We start from the raw sequence: 21,589 nt of genomic DNA, 5'->3' as shown, positions 1-21,589 counted from the left end.
GCGTCTTCGTGACAGTCCCGCAGCGCGTCGGACGGTCCCGCATCGGGCGCACGTCGTATGGCCGGGGTGGTGACCGCCGTGCCGGTGCCGTCGCGTCCGCACTCGGCGGCCCAGCAGCCGCGTCCACGTACCCGATCGACGTCGCATCGGGTACGTGGACCCGGCGTAAGCCCGGGGGCCGTCTATCCGGCAGGGGAACCGTCCGGCATCCACCACCGGCGGGACCGCCGCCTCACGCGAGGCTCATGGCATGCCAAAGCCCGGGCTCCCTGATCGGGCTCCCGGGCTTTCCGGCAGGTCAGGCCATGGCCTGGAACATCCAGTGCTGCTTGTCGATGTCCTGTGCCACCGCGATGAGCAGGTCCTGCGTCACCGGGTCGGGCTCGTCGGTGATCCGGACGCGCTCGTGCATCCGCCTGCTGACGCCGTCCAGCAGGTCGGTGATCGTCGCCACCACCTTGCCGTCCTCCAGCCAGCCGGACTCCGGCTGCTGGAGCTTCGTGGCCCTGGCGACCGTGGCGGAACGGCCGTCCGGGTTGGCGCCGATCGCGACGGCGCGTTCGGCGATGGTGTCCATGTGTCTCCTGGCCAGCTCGGTGAGCTCGTCGAGCTGGAGATGGATCGAGCGGAAGTGAGGGCCGATGAGGTTCCAGTGTTCTTGCTTGGCGACCAGCGAGAGGTCGATGAGATCGACCAGGGCGCCCTGCAGAGCCTCCGCGACGGTGTTCTTGGCCTCACCCGAGAGAGGGCCGGTAATCGCGGCCATGTCGTATTCCTCCCCGTAGGTCGGACTTTTTCCCTACTTAGAAGGACAACGACATGACGGCGGGCATTCCGCCCCGTTGTTGACAGTGTAATAATGACAGTGTCATTGTGGAGGTATGAGCGACACCTGGACCATCGGCGAGCTGGCCGAACGAGCGGCACGTGCCCTGCGCGGCGGCGCGGCGCCGGTCAACGGCCGGGTCCGTGACGTGCCCGGAGAGCGGCTGATCAGGTGGTACACGACGATCGGTCTGGTGGACCCGCCCCTGACCCGGCGCGGCAGGATCGCCCAGTACGGCCGGAGACACCTGCTGCAGCTCGTGGCCGTCAAGCGCCTGCAGGCGGCCGGCCACTCGATCGCCCAGATCCAAGCGGCCCTGGCGGGCGCCACGGATCGCATGCTGGAAGCCACGACCGGCCTCGCGCTCTCCCCCACCGCCCACGGACTCGACGCCGCCCTCGGTTTGAGCGCCGCCCCGGCACCCGACGGTGCCCTCGGATCGAGCACCACCCCGAGACCGGACGCCGCCCCGGGGACGGCTGTCACCTCGAGAACGGACACCGCTCCGGGGCTGGACGCCGCCTCTGAGCCGGACGCCACTTCGAGGCTCGGTGGCGCTTCTTCCCCGGAGACCGCCCCCGCGCTGGAGGGCTCGTCGGCGATGGACGACGTTGCCGGGCCGGGTCGCCCAGCGCGGCCAGGCAACGCCGCTACACCAGACGCGACGCCTCAGCCGGACGCGGCACCTCAGGCGGACACGGCGGCTCGGCTGGAGGACGCGCTGCTGGGTGAGGCGCCGATGAAGCACGGGCCCGCGCCTGAGGGTCGTGCGTGGCCAGAAGCCGATGCCGCGCACGACGGCCCGGGACGCGATACCCATGCCACGCACGACGGCGCAGGTGCCGCAACCGGCATCACGCACACCCGAGACGGTGGCGCACGCGCCGGTGGGGAGACCGCGCGAGGGCGGTTCTGGGCTGATCGGCCGGGAAAGGCGGCCACACGGGCTCACGAGAAGGCCGGCCAAGGCGCGACCCGTGAAGAGACGGCCGGCCGGCCAGAGGGCCGTGGCGCTGCCCCCATGGTCACAGGGGTCAGGCTCGCGGACGGGGTGCGGCTCGTGCTGGACGCGGGCAGGGCCCTCACCGAGGAGGACGTTCAGGCGGTGCTGGCGGCGGCGGGACCGCTGCTCGCGGTGCTCGAAGAGAGGGAGCTGAGATGAACATCACTTCGCTGGAGCCCGCACGGTGCCTGCCGGTGCCGGACGCCGGGATCGGCGCGCTGCGGACGGAGCGCGGCAACCTGCCGCTGGAGAGCGTGGACGTGGCCGCCGACATCTCCGGGCTCATCGCCGGGGTCGAGGTCACGCAGGGGTTCAGGAACCCGTTCGACGTCACGCTCGAGGCCACGTACGTCTTCCCGCTGCCCGACAGGGCGGCCGTCACCGGGTTCAGGATGGAGGCCGACGACCGGGTGGTCGAGGGCGTGCTGAAGGAACGCGCCCAGGCCAGGGCCGACTACGACCAGGCGCTGCGCGAAGGCAGACGGGCGGCGATCGCCGAGGAGGACCGGCCCGACGTGTTCACGATCAGGGTGGGCAACATCCTGCCCGGTGAGCGCGTCTCGGTCAGGCTGACCATGAGCCAGCCGCTGCCGTACGAGGACGGGGCGGCCACGTTCCGCTTCCCGCTGGTCGTGGCCCCGCGCTACATCCCGGGCAGCCCCATCGACGGCCCGCCCGCGGGCGACGGCGCCGCGCCCGACACCGACGCGGTGCCCGACGCGTCCAGGATCAGCCCGCCCGTCCTGCTGCCCGGCTTCCCCGACCCCGTGCGCCTGTCACTGCGCGCGACCGTGGACGCGGCCGGACTGGAGCTGCGCGAGCTGGCCTCGAGCCTCCACGTGGTCGAGGAGGAGGGCAATACGGTACGCCTGCGCCCGGGCGAGCGGCTCGACCGCGACTTCATCCTGCGGCTGTCGTTCGACGCGTCCACGTCGTTGCAGCTCGACGGCCGATCGGGCGGCACTGGCACGTTCGCGCTCACCGTCGTGCCGCCGCCGCTCCAGTCCACGCGCGCGCCGCGCGACCTGGTGCTGGTGCTCGACCGTTCCGGCAGCATGAGCGGCTGGAAGATGATCACCGCCCGGAGGGCCGCGGCCCGCATCGTCGACACGTTGACGGAGCACGACAGGTTCGCGGTGCTGACGTTCGACTCCGTGGTGGAGGAGGCGTTCGAGGGGCTGGTGGAGGCGTCCGACCGTAACCGGTACCGTGCCGTCGAGCACCTCGCCCACGTGGACGCCCGAGGCGGCACCGAGCTGCTGGAGCCGCTGCGCCGGGCCATCGCGCTCCTGGGCGCAAGGAACGAGCGCGAACGCGTCGTGGTGCTGGTCACGGACGGCCAGGTGGGCAACGAGGACCAGATCCTGGAGCAGGCCGGCGGCGCGCTTTCGGCCATGCGCGTGCACACGGTCGGCATCGACCGCGCCGTGAACGCCGGTTTCCTCGGCCGCCTGGCCGGGCTCGGCGCGGGCCGGTGCGAGCTGGTCGAGTCGGAGGACCGGCTGGACGCCGCCATGGAGCAGATCCACCGCAGGATCGGCGCTCCCCTGGTGACCGACCTCTCGATCAAGGGCCTCGACGTCGAGCCGGACACGGTCACCCACCTCGGGTCGATCTTCCCCGGCGTGCCGCTGCGCGTGTACGGGCGCTACCGCGAGGGCTCCTCGCTGACCGTACGCGGGATGGCGGCCGGAGGACCGTGGGAGGAGCAGGTCGCGGGCGTGACGGTGGACAATCCGGCCATCCGCGCCGTCTGGGCTCGCGCGCACTTGCGCGAGCTCGAGGACCGGTACGCCATGGGCGAGCACGACCTGGAGTCACGGATCGTGCGGACATCGCTCGAGTACGGCGTGCTGTGCCGCTTCACCGCGTACGTGGCGGTCGACACCAGGCAGGTCGCCGAGGGTGGGCCGGAGCACCGGGTCATCCAGCCGGTCGAACCGCCGAGCGGGTGGGAGCTGCCGCAGAGCCCGCCCATGATGGGCTTCACGGCGCACGCGGCGGTGATGGCCGCCCCGCCGCCCGGGGTTCAGCGGATGCGGCTGCCGGAGCCCGGCCTCGGCCTCGGCGACGCGCAGCCGGACTTCCTGACCGGTGGGCCGGCGGGGGGCGCCGAGGGGTTCGGCGCGCCGCCGAGGCCGGCTCCTGCCGCGCCGAGCAGGCCCGGCGGCGGCTGGGCGCCGAAGTTCGCGCCGCGGCCCGCTCACCGGCTGGAGTCGGTCAGGCCACAGCTGGTGGCCGAGCTCGACCGGCTCAAGGCGCTGCCCATGGCCGACCTGCTGTACCTGGCGGACCTGGGCTCGCGGCTGGCGGCGCTGGCGGCGTACCTCGGAGGGAACGAGCAGCTGGCGGCACTGGCCCGCGAGCTCGAGTCGGCCGAGCGGCCGGGCGCCGACGCCCAGGCCCTGCACGACCGCGCCGTGGAGGTCCTCACGACCCTCGTGGGCGACGACCCCGGCTCAGGTGGTGGAGGCGGCCGCCGCGGCCCCTTCTGGAAGCGCACCTAGGACGCGTGAGGGCGGCTACATGATCGGGCTCCACTCCTTCATGAGCACGATCTCGTAGCCGTCCACCGCCGTGTACGGGTCCTCCTTGAGGAGGTCGCGCAGCTCGGCCTCGTCCGCCACCTCGTACACGTGGAGCGCCCCCGTGTCGTCCGCCCAGGGCCCGGCGGTCACCAGCCGCCCCTGGTCCTTGAGCCGCCGCAGGTGCTCCCGGTGCGCGGGACGGGCCGCGAGGCGGCTGGGAGCGTCGTCGAAGGCCAGTTGCAGTACGTATCTCGCCATGCCCGCACGCTAGGGCCGGACAGGCCGGGTGCTCAGCATCGCGGGTCACCGGGGTGGTGTATCACGGGATACATGACGTACACGCTGGCCGACCTGCCGATGCTCGGCGGGCTCGACGACGGGCGGCTGCGGGGGTTGGAGGCGCTGGCGCGGCGGCGGCGCTATCCGGCCGGGCAGGTGCTGTGCACGGAGGGCGATCCGGCCGAGCAGCTGGTGGTGCTGCTCGACGGGCGGGTCAAGGCCGGGCGGGTGAGCGCGGAGGGCAAGGAGGTGGTGCTCGCCGTGGAGGCCGCGCCGGTCGCGTTCGACAAGACGGCGCTCCTCGTGGACGCACCGCACCGGGCGACCCGGACGGCCTTGACGGCGGTGGAGGTGGCGTACCTGCCGCGGTCCGCGGTGCTCGAGCTCGTCGCCGCCGAGCCGTCCGTCGCGGCGCGGCTGCTGCGCACGCTGGCCGCGACCGTGCGGGACCTGGACGAGCGGCTCATCGACGCGGCGGTACGCGACGTGCCCTCGCGCGTGGCCACCTGGCTGGTACGCCGGTGCGCGGACGGCCGGGTGCCGCTCCACGCGGGGCAGGCGGGCCTGGGCGCCGAGATCGGCGCGACCAGGGTGAGCGTCAACCGGGCACTGCGCGGGTTCGAGCGCCGTGGATTGATCGAGATCCGCACCGGCGAGGTGATCGTGCTGAATCCCCAGGCCCTCGCCCGCCTCGCCGCCATCCCTGCCCCTGCTCTCTGAGCCTGCGCGGCCGCCATTCCGGTCCTGTCAGGCCGAGCACGCGCGCCGCCGGATCGTGCGCCGCGCGGGTGCTCGTACCCTGGAGAAGTGACTGCACTTGTCCTGGACGGCGGCCTGTCCACCCAGCTCGAACGGCTCGGCGCGGACCTCGGCGACGAGCTCTGGTCCGCGCGGCTGCTGCTGGAGCAGCCCGACCTGATCAGGCGCGTGCACGCCGACTACTTCGCGGCGGGCGCCGACGTGGCCACGACCGCCAGCTACCAGGCCACGATCCCGGGCTTCCTGCGGCGCGGGCTGGACGTGGCGGCGGCCGAGCGGCTGATCAGGTTGTCGGTGGAGCTGGCCGGGCAGGCCCGCGACGAGGCGGGTCGCGGGCTGGTGGCGGCCTCGGTCGGCCCGTACGGCGCCTACCTGGCCAACGGCGCCGAATACACCGGCGACTACGGCCTCGATGAGGACGGGCTGTTCGACTGGCATCTGCCGCGCTGGGAGATCCTCGCCTCGGCCGGGGCCGACCTGCTGGCCTGCGAGACGATCCCGTCGTACCCGGAGGCGCGCGCGCTGGCCAGGCTGCTGGCCCGCACGCCCGAGGTGAAGGCGTGGGTGAGCTTCTCCTGCCGCGACGAGCAGCGGCTCAACGACGGCACCCCGATCCGCGAGGCGGCCGCGCTGTTCAGCGGAAACCCGCAGGTGGTGGCCGTGGGGGCCAACTGCACCGCGCCGCGGCACATCCCCGGGCTGATCTCGTGCCTGTCGGGCGGCCTGCCCGTGGTGGTCTACCCGAACTCGGGCGAGACGTGGGACGCCGGGCACCGCCGCTGGCTGGGGCTGGCCGACCCGGTGGAGTTCGGCCAGGCGGCCAAGGAGTGGCAACAGGCGGGCGCGTCGCTGATCGGCGGATGCTGCCGTACGACTCCGGAGCACATCGCGCAGATCCGCGCCCACCTCTCCTGAGCGCGGACCCCGCGCACGCCCGGCTCGGGGTGCGCGGGGTCTCGAATGAGGAGCGCTAGGCGGTCACGGCCGCGGTGCTGCGGCGCCGGCCCAGGACGCTGTCGAGGGCCAGCGCGCCCCCACCGGTGAAGCCGATCGCCAGGCTGGCCGCCGCCAGCGCCAGGACGAACTCGTAGCCGCCCTCGCCGGCGTTGAAGCCGGCCCCGCCGTGCACGAACACGATGGCGCCGACCATGTCGACGGCCAGCAACGTGCCCGCGATCGGCAGCGCCGCGCCGAGGATCAGCGCCAGGCCGCCCACGACCTCCAGCACCGCCACGGCCGGAGCGGCCACGGACGCCAGCGGGATGCCCGCGGACTCGAAGAACTTGGTCGTGCCCGCGATGCCCATGGTCGCGAACTTCTGATAGCCGTGTACGAGGAAGATCACTCCGGTGGCGATCCTCGCGAGCAGCAGGACGACGGGGCGCGCCTGGTCGAGCATTCGATCTCCTAGAGAGTCATTCAGATTTGAACAACAACACTAGCACCGATTGTTCAAATCTGAACAACACGTAGAATGAACTGGTGACGGACCCCCGATGGCTGGACGCGACGGAGATGGCGGCGTGGCGCGCCTTCCTGTCCACTTCCCACCTGCTCGAGCGGCGTATCGAGGAGCAGCTCAAGAGCGCGGCCGGGCTGACGCACCCGCAGTACGAGATCCTGGTGCGGCTCGCCGACGCCCCTGGACGCCAGATGCGCATGACCGAGCTGGCCAGGGGCGTCGTGGTGTCGAAGAGCGCGCTGACGTACCAGATCACCCAGCTCGAGAAGGCGGGCCTGGTGGAACGCGCCACCTGCCCCAGCGACGAGCGCGGGGTGCTGGCGGTGCTCACCGACGCGGGCCTGAGCTGCCTGGAGCGGGTGGCGCCGGGCCACGTGGAGGTCGTGCGCGCGTACCTGATCGACCGGCTCAGCCGCGAGGAGCTGCACGCGATGACCACGGCCATGCAGAAGTCCGAGGCGGTGCTACGCGCCTCGGGGTGAGGTCAGTTCTTGGCGGCGGCAGCGGCGCGCGCGGCGCGCTCCATCTCGACCCGGGCGCTGGCGGCGTACTTGTCGACGTATTCCTGCCCGGACAGCTCCATCAGCGCGTACATGATCTCGTCGGTCACGGCGCGCAGCACCAGCCGGTCGTCCTCCATCCCGTAGTAGCGGGAGAAGTCGAGCGGCTTGCCGAACCTGACGCCGGGCCGGATCCCGAGCTTGGGCACCGGCCGTCCCGGCGGCATCATCTCGTACGTGTTGACCATGGCCCACGGGATGACCGGCGTCCTTGACTCCAGGGCGAGCCTGGCCACGCCGGTCTTGCCCTTGTAGAGGCGGCCGTCGGGCGAGCGGGTGCCCTCGGGGTAGATGCCGAGGATCTGGCCCTCGCGCAGGATGCGCAGGCCGGTGCGGAGGGCCGCCTCGCTGGCCTTGCCGCCCGAGCGGTCGATCGGCACGGTGCCGACGCCGCTGAAGAACAGGCGGGTGAAGAAGCCTTTGATGCCGCGCCCGGTGAAGTAGTCGGCCTTGCCGAGCGAGATGACCTTGCGGCGGATCTGCAGCGGCCCGAAGAAGTGGTCGGCGAACGACAGGTGGTTGCCGGCCAGGATCGCGGGCCCCTCTTTCGGCACGTTTTCCGCGCCCTCCGTCCACGGCCGGAAGACGGCGATGAGGAACGGACCCAAGATGGCCTTGACCACCCAGTAGAACACCCCGGCACCTCTTCTCCAGCACGCTTGTGGGCGACCATAGTCATCTTCCCATCCCGAACGCCATGCTCCTACATCAGCTCTCGCACAAACACCCCGGAACGTGCGACGATCGGGCAGTTCCGGGATGAAATTCCGTCAAGGAGCTGTTATGCCGCTCATGCCAGGCGCGGAGCCCTACCACCACGACGGAGGCCAGGTCGGTCTGCTGCTGTGCCACGGGTTCACGGGCACCCCGCAGTCGCTGCGACCATGGGGGGAGTTCCTGGCCGGGCACGGGGTGAGCATCTCGCTGCCCCGCCAGCCCGGGCACGGGACCACGTGGCAGGAGATGAACAGGACGCGCTGGGAGGACTGGTACGCCGAGGTGGAGAAGGCGTTCGCGGACCTCCAGGGACGCTGCCAGAATGTGTTCGTGGCGGGGCTGTCGATGGGCGGCTGCCTGGCGCTGCGCCTCGCCGAGGTGCACGGCTCGGCGATCAGCGGCGTGGTGGCGGTCAACCCGTCGATCGCGAACGACGTGCCACTGCTCAAGCTCGCTCCGCTGATCAAGTGGTTCGTGCCGTCGGTGGCCGGCGTCGCGAACGACGTCAAGAAGCCCGGCGTGACCGAGCTGGCCTACGCCCGCACCCCGGTGAAGGCGGCCGCGTCGCTGCCCGCGCTATGGTCGCTGGTGCAGGCGGACCTGGCGAAGGTGACACAGCCGCTGCTGGTTTTCCACAGCGCGGAGGACCACGTGGTCAAGCCGACGAGCGTGGCGATCATCCGCGAGAAGGTCCCGCAGGCCACGATCGAGGAGCTTACCGATAGCTACCATGTTGCGACGCTGGACAACGATGCCGACAGGATCTTTGCCGGGAGCCTCGACTTCATCCGGACACATGCCTCGGTACCCTTGCAGAGGGACTGATCGCACCCAGGGGGAAGTCGCGATCGTTGTGGAGAGGCCCATCTAGGTGACGCCCCAGAGTGAGGACGAGGTCTGGCGGCAGATCGTCGCGTCCTTCAACGACACCGCCGAGCGTGACTCGGCCGACCAGCCGTGGCCGGACAGCGAGAACGTCGCTCCGGAGCCCACCCGCCGGGTCGTGAAACCCTCGGAGGAGCCCGAGCCCGACGAGGACTCCGAAGAGGACGATGAGGACGAGGGGCACTTCGAGCCGCCCACGCCGCCTCCGCTGCCCAAGATCGACCTGCCGACCAAGCTGGCGTGGGTGGCGCTGTTCGGCGGCCCCGCGTACCTTCTGGTCGCGGCGATGGCGAGCTGGCACATGGAGGGATGGGCGCTGTTCACGGCGGTGGCGGCGTTCATCGGCGGGTTCGTGGCGCTGGTGGTGCGCATGGGCGACGGGCCGCCCAACGACTCGGGCTGGGACGACGGCGCCGTCCTCTGACCGCCTGCCCCCACCTACGCGTGATCGAGGAGCCGCCCCGCGTACCCCAGGAAGCCCTGTTCCCTCAAAGGATCCCAGCCCACGACGGCGGCATGGCCCGGCCGCGACGAGACGCCCTCACCGACCGCGGCCGAGGCCTCTTTGAGGGGACGTGGGGACGACGCTTCGGAGCCGCCCCGGGGCGGGAGCGCTACGACTTCGAGGTGACGGTCTTGGGCGCGAACGACTCGACCACGTCGGTGTAGCGGTCACGGGTGTCGACCGCGTGCCCCACGCCCCACACCGTGCTCTTGCCGGCAAGGTAGGCCACCGCCTGGAGCCGCACGCTGCTCCTGTCCTTCTGGGCGCCGCCGCGGATGGTCTCGCAGTCGCCCTTCTCGCACCGCATCATGAGCGGCTCCGTGGCCCGCGACGGGTCGTAGCCGGCCATCCAGTAGCGGCCCTTGCCGTCGCCGGTCACGCCGTAGAGCCGGGCGTCGGAGTCGGGCAGCGGCTGCTCGCTCCAGCGCTTGCCGTTCCAGGTCAGCATGAGGGGTGAGATGTCGCCGGGCCCGCGGTAGACGCCGCCGACGGCCACCGCCCGCTTGGCGCTGTCGACCTGCAGATCACGCAGGTAGCCGCCGGGGATCGAGGGCACCGGCATGGACTTCCACGCCCCGCCCGAGTAGTGCACGATCAGCGGCGCCGAGCCCGTGTCGCCGACGGCGAACCCGCCGGCCACCGCGTAGAGCGCGCCGTTCTCCTTGGTCTGCTGCACGGTCCAGGAGTTGCCCTGGCCGGTGAGGATGAGCCCCTGCTTGTCGCGGCTGCCGACCGCCACGATCCGCCCCGATTTGGCGTCGACGCCGCCGAGCCAGTCTCCTGCCCGCAGCCCCTGCGGCCTGACCCGGTCGAACCCCGTCACGTCGCCGTGGGCGATGTACGGCAGCCCGTCGTGCCCGTCGCCGACCGCCCACACATCGGACGGGGAGGCGGCGGCCAGCCCGCGCAGGTTTCCCGCGGACGCGGCGTCGCGGACGGAGATCTCGGACCAGCCGCTGCCGTCCCAGTGGCGGATGGTGCCGCGGTTCTTCCAGACGTCCCAGATCTCCTGCTGGCCGACGGCCCACACGTCGCTGGAGGAGACGGCGAGCACGTCGGAGAGCGAGCCGTCGGCCTGGAGGCGCACGCTGGTCGACTGCTGCCACGCCTCTATCGTGGCGGGGCGGCGAGGTTCGGCATGCGCGGCGGGCGTGACCTGCGTCAAGGCCACGGACGTCGCCAAGATCAAGGAGAGCGCACGCCGCTGAGAGCGACGGGTCATGAGCAAATGCTACGGGTTGGGGGGCGCCTCTTGCCCGTTAGTGCCCAACTCGCAACTCTGCGATAACGGGCAGATGGTCGCTGGCCCCGGCCAGATCGGCAATTGGGGCGTCCACTCCCCCGCACGACGTGACACGCGCGTCGCGCGCGGCGAACACGCCGTCGATGCGTAGCGCCGGCCGGGCGGCCGTGAACGTCAGGCCGTCGCCCTTGGGCGCCACGGCATAGCAGTCGGCCAGCCGGGCGGCGAGAAAGCGCCAGGCGGGCTGGTGTGCCTGCTCGTTGAGATCGCCGCCGAGCACGATCGTCGCCCCGAAGCGGCCGGCCGCCTGCTCCATCAGGGCCACGGCCTCGGCGGCGTGGTGCATCCTGGCCGGGTCGTTCAGATCCAGATGGAGGGAGCCGACCGCCAAGCGGGCCCCGTCGACCTCCACCACGGCGAGCGCGAGCCCGCGCCGTTCCAGCCCGAGGAAGACCCGCAGCGCGTGGCTCTCGGCGTGCAGCACCCTGACACGCGGGCCGGTGAACACGGCCACGCCGCCCACCCTGCCGGGGGTGGCCACCCGCAGGCCCGCGGCGGCGGCCAGGGCCGTGCGCCGGCTCTTCCTGAGCCTGGGCGCCTCCTGCACGCAGAGCACGTCGGCGCGCATGGCGTTGATCACCCTGGTCAACGCGGGCACACTGTCGCGCATCCCGCGTACGTTGTAGGTCCCGACCCTGATGGTCAGCGCTGCCTGGCCAGGTCGGCCGCCCCCACCAATCCCGCGGAGGCGCCCAGCTCGGCCAGCCTGATGTCGGCGAGCGGCCGGTGGCCGTGGCCGGTGAGCCGCTCGGCGAAGGCCTGGCGGGCCCGGTCGATGAACAGGTCGGCGGCGCGGGAGACGCCGCCTCCCACGATGAAGCAGCCGGGGTCGAGGACTCCGGCCAGGTCGGCCATGCCCTGGCCGAGCCAGTCGGCCAGGCTGGCGAACGCGGCCAGCGAGGCCTCGTCACCCAGGCGCGCGGCCTCGGTCACCTCCTCGCCCTCGATCTTGCCGTCGGCCAGCCCGAGCAGGATCTTCGCCTGCTCCGGGTGCGCGTCGGCGATCTCCCTGGCGTCCTTGACGAGGCCCTGGCCGCTGGCGTACTGCTCCCAGCAGCCGACGTTGCCGCAGCCGCACTGCCGCCCTCCGGGGAGGACCTGCATGTGGCCCAGCTCGGCGCCCATGCCCCAGCGGCCGCGGTAGAGGACGCCGTCGAAGACCAGGCCGCCGCCGATGCCGGTGCCGAGCGTGATGCAGACCACGTGGGACTGACCCCGCCCGGCGCCGAACCTGGTCTCGCCCCAGGCCATGGCGTTGGCGTCGTTCTCGATCACGACCGGCAGACCGACGAGGCCGCTGATCTTCTTCTGCAGCGGCTCCTCTCGCCAGGCTAGGTTGGGGGCGAAGCGCACCATGGAGCGGGTCTCGTCGACGAACCCGGCCGCGCCAACCCCGACGGCCTCGATGTCCCGGCCCGCGCTCAGCTCGCGAACGACGTCGGCCACCGTCTCGGCCACCACGTCGGGGCGGTCGGCGGCAGTGGGCCTGAGCGTGTGTGCGACGATCTGGCCCTTGTCGTCGACCACACCGGCGGCCACCTTGGTCCCGCCGATGTCGACACCGATCGTGAGCATTGCCCCGTTTCTCCCTATCCCAGGTCTATGTGTTCCACGTCGTCGTGACGGTCCCTGCGATCGCGGTCGTCGCTCGGCCTGCGGGGGGCGGGCCTGCTCAACGCGTCGAACGCGCCGCGGACCGCGGCGAACAGCTCGCCGCCCGCGGCCATCAGGTGCCCGGTCACGTCGCCGCCCGACTCACGCTGCGCCGCGATGGCCCGGCACCACGGGCAGGCGCGGCAGATGTACTCGTCGTGGGGCTCGGACACGGCCTCCTCCCACACGTCCCGTTCCCTGCGGCCGCCGCCGGTGAAGGAGTTGAACACGCTCTTGCCGACCTGGCGGGTGGCCCGCCCCTGGATCGACTCGAACAGTTTGCGCGCCTCGTCGGCGACCGTCCCTATCGGGTCTCGGTCGTTGCTGTTGTTGCTCTCGGTCATGGGGCCCTCCCTGCGTATGGGGTCGCTCATCCTCCTCAACTCCTCAGGTCGCGGATTCGCTCCCCGGGCTGAAACCTACCCGCAGTACGCCGTCTCGGAGCGCGGCTCCGCTGATCTTCCTTCGGGCCAGCGCCGCGGGCAGCGCCAGGATCCTCCGGTACGGCCCCGCCGTGATGATCAGCTCATCGCCCTTGCGGGCCAGGTCGACGTCGTCGCGGTCGGCGCCGGGCAGGGCGAGCTCCAGATCGTCCGCGCTCATCCGCAGCGGCGGCTCGACGGCGTGGGCGGCGAACGGGTCGGACTCGCCGTACATCGCCTCGCCCACCGAGGCCAGCGTTTCCTTGCCGACGGGCTCGGCGGGCAGGTAGGGGACGACGTGGATGGGCAGCGGCGCGAACGACTGCTCCGCCTCGGTCAGCAGCCTGGACTGCGCCGCCGCCCACTGGGCGCGCCACTCGTCGGCACCGCCGGAGGGGAAGACCCGGTTGGCGATGACGGCGTCGACGCGGTAGCCGTACAGGCTGAGTGAGGTGAGGGTGCGCCTGGCCTCGGCGAGCACCACGGACTCCGGCGTGAGCACCAGCCGCACGGAGGCGTGGTCGCCGGTGAGCAGCTCGCGCACCTCCATGAGGCCGCGGTGCAGGCGCTCGCCCGCGCTCATGACCTCCTCGCCGGGCGCACTGACGTGGGCCACGGTGCGCACGAACGGCGAGACGAGCCTCACGAGCTTGCGGCCGACCGGCAGGAGCCTGCTGACGTGCCAGTCGAGCGCCTCCGGCAGGGCCAGCAGCCGCAGCGTCTCGGCGGTGGGCGCGCAGTCGACCACGATCACGTCCCAGCGACCCTCGCGGGCGTGCTCGCGCAGCTCGAGCAGGGCGATGACCTCCTCGGCGCCGGGCAGCACGGTGATCTCCTCGGAGGTGATCTCGTCGAGGCCCAGCTCGCTCAGCACCCCCTTGGCGTACTGCTGCAGCTCGCCCCAGTGGCGCTCGAGCGACTTCTGCGTGTCGACCTGGTGGAGGTGGAGGCCCGGCGCGATCTCACCGGGCTCGACGGCGAGCGCGTCGGCCAGCGAGTGCGCGGTGTCGGTCGAGACGATCAGCGTCTTGAGCCCGCGCTTGGCGGCGAGCGTGGCTGTGGCGGCGGCGGCCGTGGTCTTGCCGACGCCGCCCTTTCCGGTGAAGAGCAGGACCCGGGGGCTCAACTCAGCGGCCCTCGACGCGCTTCTTGAGCCCCTTGAGCGCGGTGTCCACGATCACCTTCTCCGCCTTGCGCTTGATCAGGCCGATCATGGGCACGCTGAGATCGACCGTGAGCTCGTACGTCACATCGGTGCCACTGCCCGTCTCCGCGAGCCGGTAACTCCCGCGCAGATCGGAGACCATCTTCCCCGGCTCGGCCACCTTCCAGCTCACGCCGTCGTCGCCCTGCCAGGTGTAGCCGAGGGTGTACGTGTCGCTGATCACCCCGGCGTCGAGGACGAACCGCACCGTCTCCGGCCTGCCGTCGCCGTCGGTGGTGATGACCTCGGCGCTCTTGACCTGCCCGGCCCATTCCGGGTACGAGGGGAAGTCCGCGATGACCGCCATGACCGCGGGCCGGCCTGCGCTGATGGTGGTGCTCGAAGTGGTGCGATCAGCCATGCGACCACCGTAGTGCAGAAACCGCTACTTGCGGTGGAGCGCTCGACGAGGGCCTGGCGCGGTCACCACTCGAGGACGAAGGGAACGCCCTTTCCGCGGAAATGGCCCACATTCACGCATTCAGTGCGGCCGATGCGGGTGCGTACGTGGAGCGGGTTGTGGACGTGGCCGAACAGGGCGTAGCGCGGCTGTGTGCGCTTGATCGCCTCCAGCGTGGCCTCGCTGCCACGCTCGAACCTCCTGGCCACGACGTCGTAGAGCAGCTCGGGCACGGCCGGCGGGATGTGGCAGCACAGCACGTCGACCTCGCCGATCGCCTCGACCTTGGCCGCGTACTCCTCGTCGCCGATCTCGTACGGCGTGCGGTAAGTCGTCTTGAGCCCGCCGCCCACGAACCCGAACCGCAGGCCGCCGATCTCCGCCACCTCCCCGTCGAGCACATGGAGGCCGGGCCTGAGGTAGTCGGCCCACAGGCGCGGCAGGTCCACGTTGCCGTACGTGAGGTAGGCCGGGGTGGGCATGACGGCGAAGAGCGTCTCGTACTGGGAGCGCACGTGGCGCTCGATGTGCTCGCGCGGTTCGCCGTCGAGTGTGGCCCACAGGCGCGCGGACATGGCCCTGGCCTCGTCGAACCGCTTGGCCGTGCGTAGCGCGATGAACTCCGCGGCCTGCTCGGCGCCGAACAGGGCGGGGAAGATGCCCTGCGCGTGGTCGTCGTAGTCGATGAAGAGGATCAGGTCGCCCAGGCAGATCAGCGCGTCCGCGCCGTCGCCCGCCCTGGCCAGCGCGTCGGCTCTCCCGTGGACATCGCTGACGACATGGACCTTCATGGGGCAAATCCTAGACACACCCCGCTACCCGTGGCGGACCGCTGAACGCGGCCACTATATGAGTGAGTACGGCTGTTAACGTGACCGTTAAGACCTACCCGTCCGTAACATGACGCGGTAACGTCCAGGCGGTCCCCGAAGAGGAGTTTGATCCGTGCGCGAGTACAGCGTTCCCGTCCTGGTCGATGTGCCTGCTTCCGCCAGCCTGTCCGACACCGTCTTCCGGCGGGCCGAGCAGGAGCCGGGCACCGTGGTGATGCGCCGCAAGACCGGCGGGGGATGGCCGGTGGTCACCGCGTCCGAGTTCCGTGACCAGGTGGTCGAGGTGGCCAAGGGGCTGATCGCGGCGGGGATCTCGCACGGCGACAGGGTCGCGCTGATGTCGCGCACCCGGTACGAGTGGACGCTGGTCGACTACGCCATCTGGACGGTCGGGGCGGTCACCGTGCCGATCTACGAGACGTCGTCGGTCGAGCAGGTCCGGTGGATCCTGTCCGACAGCGAGGCCAAGGCGGCGTTCGTCGAGCTGGACACGCACGAGGAGACCGTCAGGGAGGCCGCGCCCGAGCTGAAGCCGGTCTGGCGGATCGACGGCGCCCTGGACACGGGCGACGTCTCCGACACCGACGTGGACCAGCGGCGCGAGCAGGTGCTCTCCACAGACCTCGCCACGGTCGTCTACACCTCGGGCACCACCGGACGGCCCAAGGGCTGCGGCATCACCCACGACAACCTGCTCTTCACCGCGCTCAATGTGCTGCGCGGCCCGCTGGAGCCGCTGTTCAGCAGCAAGGATCCGGCGGCCCTGCTGTTCCTGCCACTTGCGCACATCTTCGCGCGGATCATCCAGGTCGTGCTGCTCGAGGCGGGCGCGATCATCGCGCACACCCCGAACATGAAGAACGTCGCCCCCGACCTGCAGGACTTCAAGCCCACGTTCCTGCTGGGCGTACCGCGCGTGTTCGAGAAGGTCTACAACGGCGCCGAGCAGAAGGCCATCGCGGGCGGCAAGGGCAAGATCTTCGCCAGCGCCGTTGAGGTGGCGGTGGCCTGGAGCCGCGCCTCCGACGCCGGCGCGCCACTCGGGCTCCGGCTGAAGCACGCGCTGTTCGACCGGCTGGTGTACGCCAAGATCCGCGCGGCCACGGGCGGCCGCCTCTCGGCCGCGGTCTCCGGCGGCGGCGCGCTCGGCGAGCGGCTCGGCCACTTCTTCAGGGGCGCCGGCATCGAGGTCTTCGAGGGGTACGGCCTGACGGAGACCACGGCGCCGTGCTCGGTCAACATGCCGTACGCCAACAAGATCGGCACCGTCGGCAAGCCACTGCCCGGCGTGACCCTGCGCATCGCCGACGACGGCGAGATTCTCGCCAAGGGCAGGAACGTCTTCCAGGGCTACTGGAAGAACGACGAGGCCACCGCCGACGTGATCGACGCCGGCGGCTGGTTCCACACGGGCGACATCGGGGAGCTGGACGCCGACGGCTACCTGAAGATCACGGGCCGCAAGAAGGAGATCCTGGTGACCGCGGCGGGCAAGAACGTCGCCCCCGGCCCGCTGGAGGACGCGCTGCGCGCCCACCCGCTGATCTCCCAGGCCATGATCGTCGGCGACGGGCGGCCCTTCGTCGCCGCCCTGATCACACTCGATCCCGAGGCCCTGCCCGCCGGGGCCTCCGTGGCGGAGCTGCGCAAGGACCCCGCGGTGCTGGCGGACGTCCAGGCGGCGGTGGACCGGGCGAACCTGCAGGTGTCCAAGGCCGAGCAGATCAAGAAGTTCCTGCTCCTGGACGGTGACATCACCGAGGAGAGCGGGCACCTGACGCCCACGCTGAAGGTCAAGCGCAACCTGGTCATGCGCGACTTCGCCAAGGAGATCGAAGAGCTCTACGACGGGAAGTAGTAGAGGTTCAGGTGGCGGCCGTGAGAGCGGTCGCCGCGAGGATGGCGGCGAGCGAGTCCCTGGTTGCCTGCAGCTCGGTGAGCTGCTCGTCCAGGCTCGTGAGCCGTCCCTGCAGATGTCCGAGCGTGCAGGCGTCGAGCACGTCGCCTGACCCCGACGCGCACGGCAGCACGTCCCTGATGACCTTCGTCGGGAGCCCGGCCGCGAGGAGGGTCCGGATGCGCCGTACCACGACGGGAGCGTCGTCGCCGTAACGGCGATGACCGCCCTCCCCGCGGTACGAGGTCAGCAGCCCCTGCTCCTCGTAGTAGCGCAGAAGCCTCGGGCTGACCCCCGTCTCGCGGGACAGCGCTCCGATCTTCATGTGACACTCCTCACAGCCACTTGAATCTCACATCTGTGTGAGCTTCTAGCGTGACGGCCATGACAGAAATTCCTCGCGAAACCTTTTCCCTTGGCGGCGACCTCCCCGTGAGCAGGATCGGGTACGGGGCGATGCGGCTGGCCGACGGCCCCGAGCCCGCCCGCTCCGCCATGGAAGCGCACATTTGGCGCGCCCCCGCCGACCGCGCGGGCGCCATCGCACTCTTGCGCAGGGCCGTGGAGCTGGGGGTCGATCTGATCGACACGGCCGACGCCTACGCCTTGGGCGCCAACGAGGAGCTGATCGCCGAGGCGCTGCACCCGTACCGGGGCGACGTCACGGTGGCCACCAAGGTCGGCGTGGTACGTCCTTCGCCCACCGAATGGGTGACCCACGGCCACCCCGCCTACCTGCGCCAGCAGGCGGAGCTGGCCCTGCGGCGGCTGCGGGTGGAGCGGATCGACCTGCTGCAGCTCCACCGGATCGACCCCGGCTACCCGCTCGCCGACCAGATCGGGGCGCTCAAGCAGCTCAGGGACGAGGGCAAGGTACGCCACATCGGCCTGTCGGAGGTGAGCGTGGACGAGCTGCGCCAGGCATCGGAGATCACGCCGATCGCGAGCGTCCAGAACATGTACAACCTGGCCGCCCGCGAGCACGACCCCGTGGTGGACCACGCGGCCGAGCACGGGATCGCGTTCCTGCCGTTCTTCCCCATCGCCGCGGGCTCCCACGCCGGTCCGGGGAGCCCGCTGGCCGAGGTGGCGGCGGAGATCGGCGTCACGCCCGCACAGGCGTCGCTGGCCTGGCTCCTGCGCCGCTCCCCCACAGTGATCCCGATTCCCGGTACGTCCTCGATCACGCATCTTGAGGAGAATGTGGGCGCACTTTCGGTCAAGCTGACCGATGATCAGTACGACAGATTGTCCGGCGCGGTCTGAAAGGGGCTTGTTCGCTCACGAAGAATAGCCGCCATGACATTGGTGGATGATTTCGGATTTATGCCCCCACAAGCCGTCTGACCAGGGGAATTTCCTTTCGATTTCGGCTTGTGGTCGGCGACCCGCTGGGTATCCTCGATGCAAAGAGAGCGGGACCGGAGATCGCAAACATCCCCGGTCCCTTACCCCAAGGTAAGGGAGATCCAGTTGAGCATCAAGGAAGCCGGCCTCGAGTTCGGCACCGAGATTCACAACGAACTGGTCAAGATCCGGGCGGACCAGCGCGAGCTGGCAGAGGATCTCACGCAGCGCATCAACGGCGTAGCCAACCGCGTCAAGGCTCTCGACGCGAAGATGGACAAGAGGTTCGACCAGGTAGACGCACGGTTCGACCAGGTAGACGCACGGTTCGACCGGCTCGAGGCCACCATCGGGACCATGCAGGGCACCATCGGAACCATGCAGGGCGACATCGAGACCATGCAGGGCACCATCGGAACCATGCAGGGCACCATCGGAACCATGCAGGGCGACATCGGGACCATGCAGGGCACCATCGAGACCATGCAGGGCACCCAGATGCAGATGATGGAAATCCTCGTCGCCATCCAGCGCAAGCTGGACGTCAACTGACCCAAGCCAGAGAGCGGGCCCGTCTGCCGTACGGGCCCGCTCTTTTCATGTCCGCCAACGGATGATTGGCACGTCACAACCCAACAGGTTCCGACACGATGACGCCCCGAACAGCGGCTCGCCACAGACGGCATGACGTGCGCCAACCGCCCCGACCACATAGTCACACGGCGATTCGTCATGAAAACGTGCGTTGACAGTTGGAAATGTTGGGTTTTCGCTGAAAGAAGGTGAGTGAACTCGGGGGAATCTGAGGGTCCGGCTAGGAGGAACCCATCATGGCCCAACGTCTGCCGATCTCCCGCCGCAATCTCCTGCGCGGAGCCGCCGCGTTCGGCGTGCCCGCCGCGCTCGTCGGGTGCGGCTCGAGCAGCACTCCCGCCCCGGCCGGCGGCAAGTCCGCGGGGAAGCTGGGCACGGTAACGATCGGCTCCAACGCCTCCGACGAGATCCCGAAGAAGTCCCTGGAGACCCAGACCAAGGCCTTCACGCAGGCCGCAGTCAAGATCAACACGGTGGACCACAACACGTTCCAGGAGAACATCAACCGCTATCTCCGCGGCACGCCTGACGACGTGTTCACCTGGTTCGCGGGCTACCGCATGCAGTTCTTCGCCGAGCAGGGACTCGCGACCGACATTTCGGATGTGTGGCGGGAGATCGGCGGCGACTACACGCAGGCGTTCAAGGACCAGTCGACCGGGACCGACGGCAAGCAGTACTTCGTGCCGGCCACGTACTATCCCTGGGCGGTCTTCTACCGCAAGAGCCTCTGGCAGGAGAAGGGGTACGAGCCGCCGGCCACGCTGGACGAGCTCACCGCGCTGGCCAAGAAGATGAAGGCCGACGGGCTCATCCCGATCGCGTTCGCCGACAAGGACGGCTGGCCGGCGATGGGCACGTTCGACATCCTCAACATGCGGACGAACGGCTACGACTTCCACATCTCGCTCATGGGCGGCAAGGAGTCGTGGACCGACCCGCGGGTCAAGCAGGTCTTCGACACCTGGCGCGGGCTGATGGAGTATCACCAGCCCGCCGCGCTCGGCCGTACGTGGCAGGAGGCCGGGCAGTCGCTGGCGCAGAAGAAGACCGGGATGTACCTGCTCGGCATGTTCGTCGCGCAGCAGTTCCCCGAGGCCGACCGCGACGACATCGACTTCTTCACCTTCCCCCAGATCAACCCGTCGTACGGGACCGACTCGATCGACGCGCCCATCGACGGCTACATGATCTCCGCCAAGGCCAAGAACGTGGACGGCGCCAAGGCCCTGCTCAAGCACTTCGCCCAGGCCTCCTCGCAGAACATCGCCACCAAGCTCGACCCCGGCACGCTGGCCGCCAGTTCCAAGGCCGACACCTCGGGCTACAGCGCCCTGCAGAAGCGCGGCGCCGAGCTGGTGTCGAAGGCCACGCACATCGCGCAGTTCCTCGACCGCGACACGAGGCCGGACTTCGCCTCCACCGTGATGATCCCGTCGCTGCAGTCGTTCGTGAGCAAGCCGGACGAGGTCGACTCCTTACTGGCGAGCATCGAAAAGCAGAAGGCCAACATCTTCCGCTGATGGCGATCAAGACCCGTCGCTACTCCGCCCGCGACGTGACCATCCTGGTCATCGGGCTGGGGGTGGCCATCGTCGTCAACGTGGGCCTCATCTGGGGGCCCACGCTCGCCTCTGTCGGACTCTCCGCCACCGACTGGAACGGCATCGGTCCGATCGAGTGGATAGGCGGACAGAACTACCACGACCTGGCGGCGGAGTACCCGCCGTTCTGGTCGGCCGTCCGCAACAACCTGCTGTGGCTGGGCTTCCTCGGGCTGATCGCGACGCCGTTCGGGCTGTTCTGCGCGGTGCTGCTGGACCGGCGGCTACGGCTGTCACGCGTCTACCAGAGCGCGCTCTACACGCCGGTCGTGCTCTCGCTGGCCGTCGTGGGCTTCATCGCGCAGCTCGTCTACTCCTCCGACTACGGCGTGTTGAACGCGGTGACCGGGCTGAGCGTGGACTGGCTGGGGGACAGCTCGATCAACATCTGGGTCGTCATGATCGCGGCCGGCTGGCGGCACGTCGGCTACGTGATGATCATCTATCTGGCCGGGCTGAAGGCCGTCGATCCGGCGCTGAAGGAGGCGGCGGCGATCGACGGGGCCAGTGAGCGGCAGGCGTTCTTCCGCGTGGTGTTCCCGACGCTGCGGCCCGTGAACGTGATCGTCCTGGTCATCACGGTGATCGAGGCGCTGCGGGCCTTCGACATCGTCTACGCCATCAACAAGGGCAGGAACGGGCTGGAGCTGCTGTCCGTGCTGGTCACGGAGAACATCGTGGGCGAGGCCAGCAGGATCGGGTTCGGCTCGGCGATCGCGGTGGTGTTGCTGGTGATCTCGCTGGGGTTCATCGTCACCTATCTGTCGCAGATGTTCCGGGAGGAACGATGACGCCGGCGAACAGGTCC

The 21,589-nt window shown here is 70.2% G+C and carries 24 protein-coding genes; 12 read left to right on the top strand and 12 right to left on the bottom strand.

Features of this window, described 5'->3' with window-relative positions; translation table 11 throughout:
* Positions 1-298 precede the first annotated feature (298 nt).
* Entirely contained in the window at positions 299-766 is a 468-nt protein-coding gene (locus tag ACQPWU_RS18895) for a Dps family protein (protein WP_433441757.1), read from the bottom strand.
* A gap of 115 nt (positions 767-881) precedes the next feature.
* Here ACQPWU_RS18895 and ACQPWU_RS18890 point away from each other — a divergent pair, with 115 nt between their 5' ends.
* Entirely contained in the window at positions 882-1,988 is a 1,107-nt protein-coding gene (locus ACQPWU_RS18890) for a MerR family transcriptional regulator (protein WP_433441755.1), read from the top strand.
* The gene (locus tag ACQPWU_RS18885; RefSeq protein ID WP_433441753.1) at positions 1,985-4,336 is read left to right on the top strand and encodes a VIT domain-containing protein; all 2,352 of its coding nucleotides are present in this window, start codon (positions 1,985-1,987) and stop codon (positions 4,334-4,336) included. The genes ACQPWU_RS18890 and ACQPWU_RS18885 overlap by 4 nt, the downstream gene beginning before the upstream one ends.
* A 15-nt stretch (positions 4,337-4,351) precedes the next feature.
* Here ACQPWU_RS18885 and ACQPWU_RS18880 read toward each other — a convergent pair whose 3' ends face one another.
* The gene (locus ACQPWU_RS18880; protein WP_433441751.1) at positions 4,352-4,615 is read right to left on the bottom strand and encodes a YciI family protein; all 264 of its coding nucleotides are present in this window, start codon (positions 4,613-4,615) and stop codon (positions 4,352-4,354) included.
* Between the two features lie 72 nt (positions 4,616-4,687).
* Between ACQPWU_RS18880 and ACQPWU_RS18875 the strand changes: the two genes are divergently transcribed.
* On the top strand, positions 4,688-5,356 hold the full coding sequence (locus ACQPWU_RS18875; RefSeq protein ID WP_433441749.1) for a Crp/Fnr family transcriptional regulator: 669 nt from the start codon (positions 4,688-4,690) through the stop codon (positions 5,354-5,356).
* 87 nt (positions 5,357-5,443) lie between these two features.
* On the top strand, positions 5,444-6,310 hold the full coding sequence (mmuM, locus tag ACQPWU_RS18870) for a homocysteine S-methyltransferase (protein WP_433441747.1): 867 nt from the start codon (positions 5,444-5,446) through the stop codon (positions 6,308-6,310).
* Positions 6,311-6,365: 55 nt separating this feature from the next.
* Here mmuM and ACQPWU_RS18865 read toward each other — a convergent pair whose 3' ends face one another.
* Positions 6,366-6,794 carry a DoxX family protein gene (locus tag ACQPWU_RS18865; protein WP_433441745.1) on the bottom strand — a complete coding sequence of 143 codons (429 nt, stop codon included), beginning with the start codon at positions 6,792-6,794 and terminating at the stop codon, positions 6,366-6,368.
* 83 nt (positions 6,795-6,877) lie between these two features.
* On the opposite strand from ACQPWU_RS18865, the gene ACQPWU_RS18860 reads away from it, so the two are divergent.
* On the top strand, positions 6,878-7,339 hold the full coding sequence (locus ACQPWU_RS18860) for a MarR family winged helix-turn-helix transcriptional regulator (protein WP_433441743.1): 462 nt from the start codon (positions 6,878-6,880) through the stop codon (positions 7,337-7,339).
* Positions 7,340-7,341: 2 nt separating this feature from the next.
* Here the strand turns inward: ACQPWU_RS18860 and ACQPWU_RS18855 are convergent, their stop codons facing one another.
* A complete protein-coding gene (locus tag ACQPWU_RS18855) occupies positions 7,342-8,052 on the bottom strand; it encodes a lysophospholipid acyltransferase family protein (protein ID WP_433441741.1) in 711 nt (236 codons plus the stop codon).
* Positions 8,053-8,200: 148 nt separating this feature from the next.
* Here ACQPWU_RS18855 and ACQPWU_RS18850 point away from each other — a divergent pair, with 148 nt between their 5' ends.
* Together ACQPWU_RS18850 and ACQPWU_RS18845 are read left to right on the top strand one after the other, a co-directional pair.
* Positions 8,201-8,959, top strand: a complete 759-nt coding sequence (locus tag ACQPWU_RS18850; protein ID WP_433441739.1) for an alpha/beta hydrolase — start codon at positions 8,201-8,203, stop codon at positions 8,957-8,959.
* A 46-nt stretch (positions 8,960-9,005) separates the two neighbouring features.
* On the top strand, positions 9,006-9,443 hold the full coding sequence (locus ACQPWU_RS18845; protein WP_433441737.1) for a hypothetical protein: 438 nt from the start codon (positions 9,006-9,008) through the stop codon (positions 9,441-9,443).
* A gap of 190 nt (positions 9,444-9,633) precedes the next feature.
* Here the strand turns inward: ACQPWU_RS18845 and ACQPWU_RS18840 are convergent, their stop codons facing one another.
* The 7 genes from ACQPWU_RS18840 to ACQPWU_RS18810 form a co-directional block, all read right to left on the bottom strand.
* The gene (locus tag ACQPWU_RS18840; RefSeq protein WP_433441735.1) at positions 9,634-10,746 is read right to left on the bottom strand and encodes a hypothetical protein; all 1,113 of its coding nucleotides are present in this window, start codon (positions 10,744-10,746) and stop codon (positions 9,634-9,636) included.
* A gap of 37 nt (positions 10,747-10,783) precedes the next feature.
* A complete protein-coding gene (locus tag ACQPWU_RS18835; protein WP_433441733.1) occupies positions 10,784-11,437 on the bottom strand; it encodes an endonuclease/exonuclease/phosphatase family protein in 654 nt (217 codons plus the stop codon).
* A 32-nt stretch (positions 11,438-11,469) separates the two neighbouring features.
* On the bottom strand, positions 11,470-12,402 hold the full coding sequence (locus ACQPWU_RS18830; RefSeq protein WP_433441731.1) for an ROK family glucokinase: 933 nt from the start codon (positions 12,400-12,402) through the stop codon (positions 11,470-11,472).
* A gap of 14 nt (positions 12,403-12,416) precedes the next feature.
* Entirely contained in the window at positions 12,417-12,824 is a 408-nt protein-coding gene (locus ACQPWU_RS18825; protein WP_360696580.1) for a DUF5304 family protein, read from the bottom strand.
* A gap of 43 nt (positions 12,825-12,867) precedes the next feature.
* Positions 12,868-14,028 (bottom strand): ArsA family ATPase, encoded by a 1,161-nt coding sequence (locus ACQPWU_RS18820; RefSeq protein ID WP_433441729.1) that lies wholly within the window; start codon positions 14,026-14,028, stop codon positions 12,868-12,870.
* Position 14,029: 1 nt separating this feature from the next.
* Positions 14,030-14,467: an SRPBCC family protein gene (locus ACQPWU_RS18815; protein ID WP_433441727.1), complete on the bottom strand. Its 438-nt coding sequence runs from the start codon at positions 14,465-14,467 to the stop codon at positions 14,030-14,032.
* Positions 14,468-14,529: 62 nt separating this feature from the next.
* Positions 14,530-15,297: a metallophosphoesterase gene (locus tag ACQPWU_RS18810; protein WP_433441725.1), complete on the bottom strand. Its 768-nt coding sequence runs from the start codon at positions 15,295-15,297 to the stop codon at positions 14,530-14,532.
* Positions 15,298-15,451: 154 nt separating this feature from the next.
* Between ACQPWU_RS18810 and ACQPWU_RS18805 the strand changes: the two genes are divergently transcribed.
* Positions 15,452-17,197 (top strand): AMP-dependent synthetase/ligase, encoded by a 1,746-nt coding sequence (locus ACQPWU_RS18805; protein ID WP_433441723.1) that lies wholly within the window; start codon positions 15,452-15,454, stop codon positions 17,195-17,197.
* Positions 17,198-17,204: 7 nt separating this feature from the next.
* On the opposite strand, the gene ACQPWU_RS18800 is transcribed toward ACQPWU_RS18805, so the two are convergent.
* On the bottom strand, positions 17,205-17,561 hold the full coding sequence (locus ACQPWU_RS18800; RefSeq protein ID WP_433441721.1) for a MerR family transcriptional regulator: 357 nt from the start codon (positions 17,559-17,561) through the stop codon (positions 17,205-17,207).
* A gap of 59 nt (positions 17,562-17,620) precedes the next feature.
* Between ACQPWU_RS18800 and ACQPWU_RS18795 the strand changes: the two genes are divergently transcribed.
* The 4 genes from ACQPWU_RS18795 to ACQPWU_RS18780 all read left to right on the top strand — a co-directional run bounded on the left by ACQPWU_RS18795 (position 17,621) and on the right by ACQPWU_RS18780 (position 21,572).
* Complete coding sequence (locus ACQPWU_RS18795) at positions 17,621-18,502, top strand: aldo/keto reductase (RefSeq protein WP_433441719.1); 882 nt, start codon at positions 17,621-17,623, stop codon at positions 18,500-18,502.
* Between the two features lie 207 nt (positions 18,503-18,709).
* Complete coding sequence (locus ACQPWU_RS18790) at positions 18,710-19,135, top strand: hypothetical protein (RefSeq protein ID WP_433441717.1); 426 nt, start codon at positions 18,710-18,712, stop codon at positions 19,133-19,135.
* Between the two features lie 278 nt (positions 19,136-19,413).
* Positions 19,414-20,700 (top strand): ABC transporter substrate-binding protein, encoded by a 1,287-nt coding sequence (locus ACQPWU_RS18785; protein ID WP_433441715.1) that lies wholly within the window; start codon positions 19,414-19,416, stop codon positions 20,698-20,700.
* Positions 20,700-21,572 (top strand): carbohydrate ABC transporter permease, encoded by an 873-nt coding sequence (locus ACQPWU_RS18780; RefSeq protein WP_433441713.1) that lies wholly within the window; start codon positions 20,700-20,702, stop codon positions 21,570-21,572. Before ACQPWU_RS18785 ends, ACQPWU_RS18780 begins: the two co-directional genes overlap by 1 nt.
* Positions 21,573-21,589: the final 17 nt, after the last annotated feature.

This window comes from Nonomuraea sp. CA-141351, from assembly GCF_050944675.1.
Classification (GTDB): Bacteria; Actinomycetota; Actinomycetes; order Streptosporangiales; family Streptosporangiaceae; genus Nonomuraea.
This window is presented reverse-complemented; position numbering and strand designations above follow the sequence as displayed.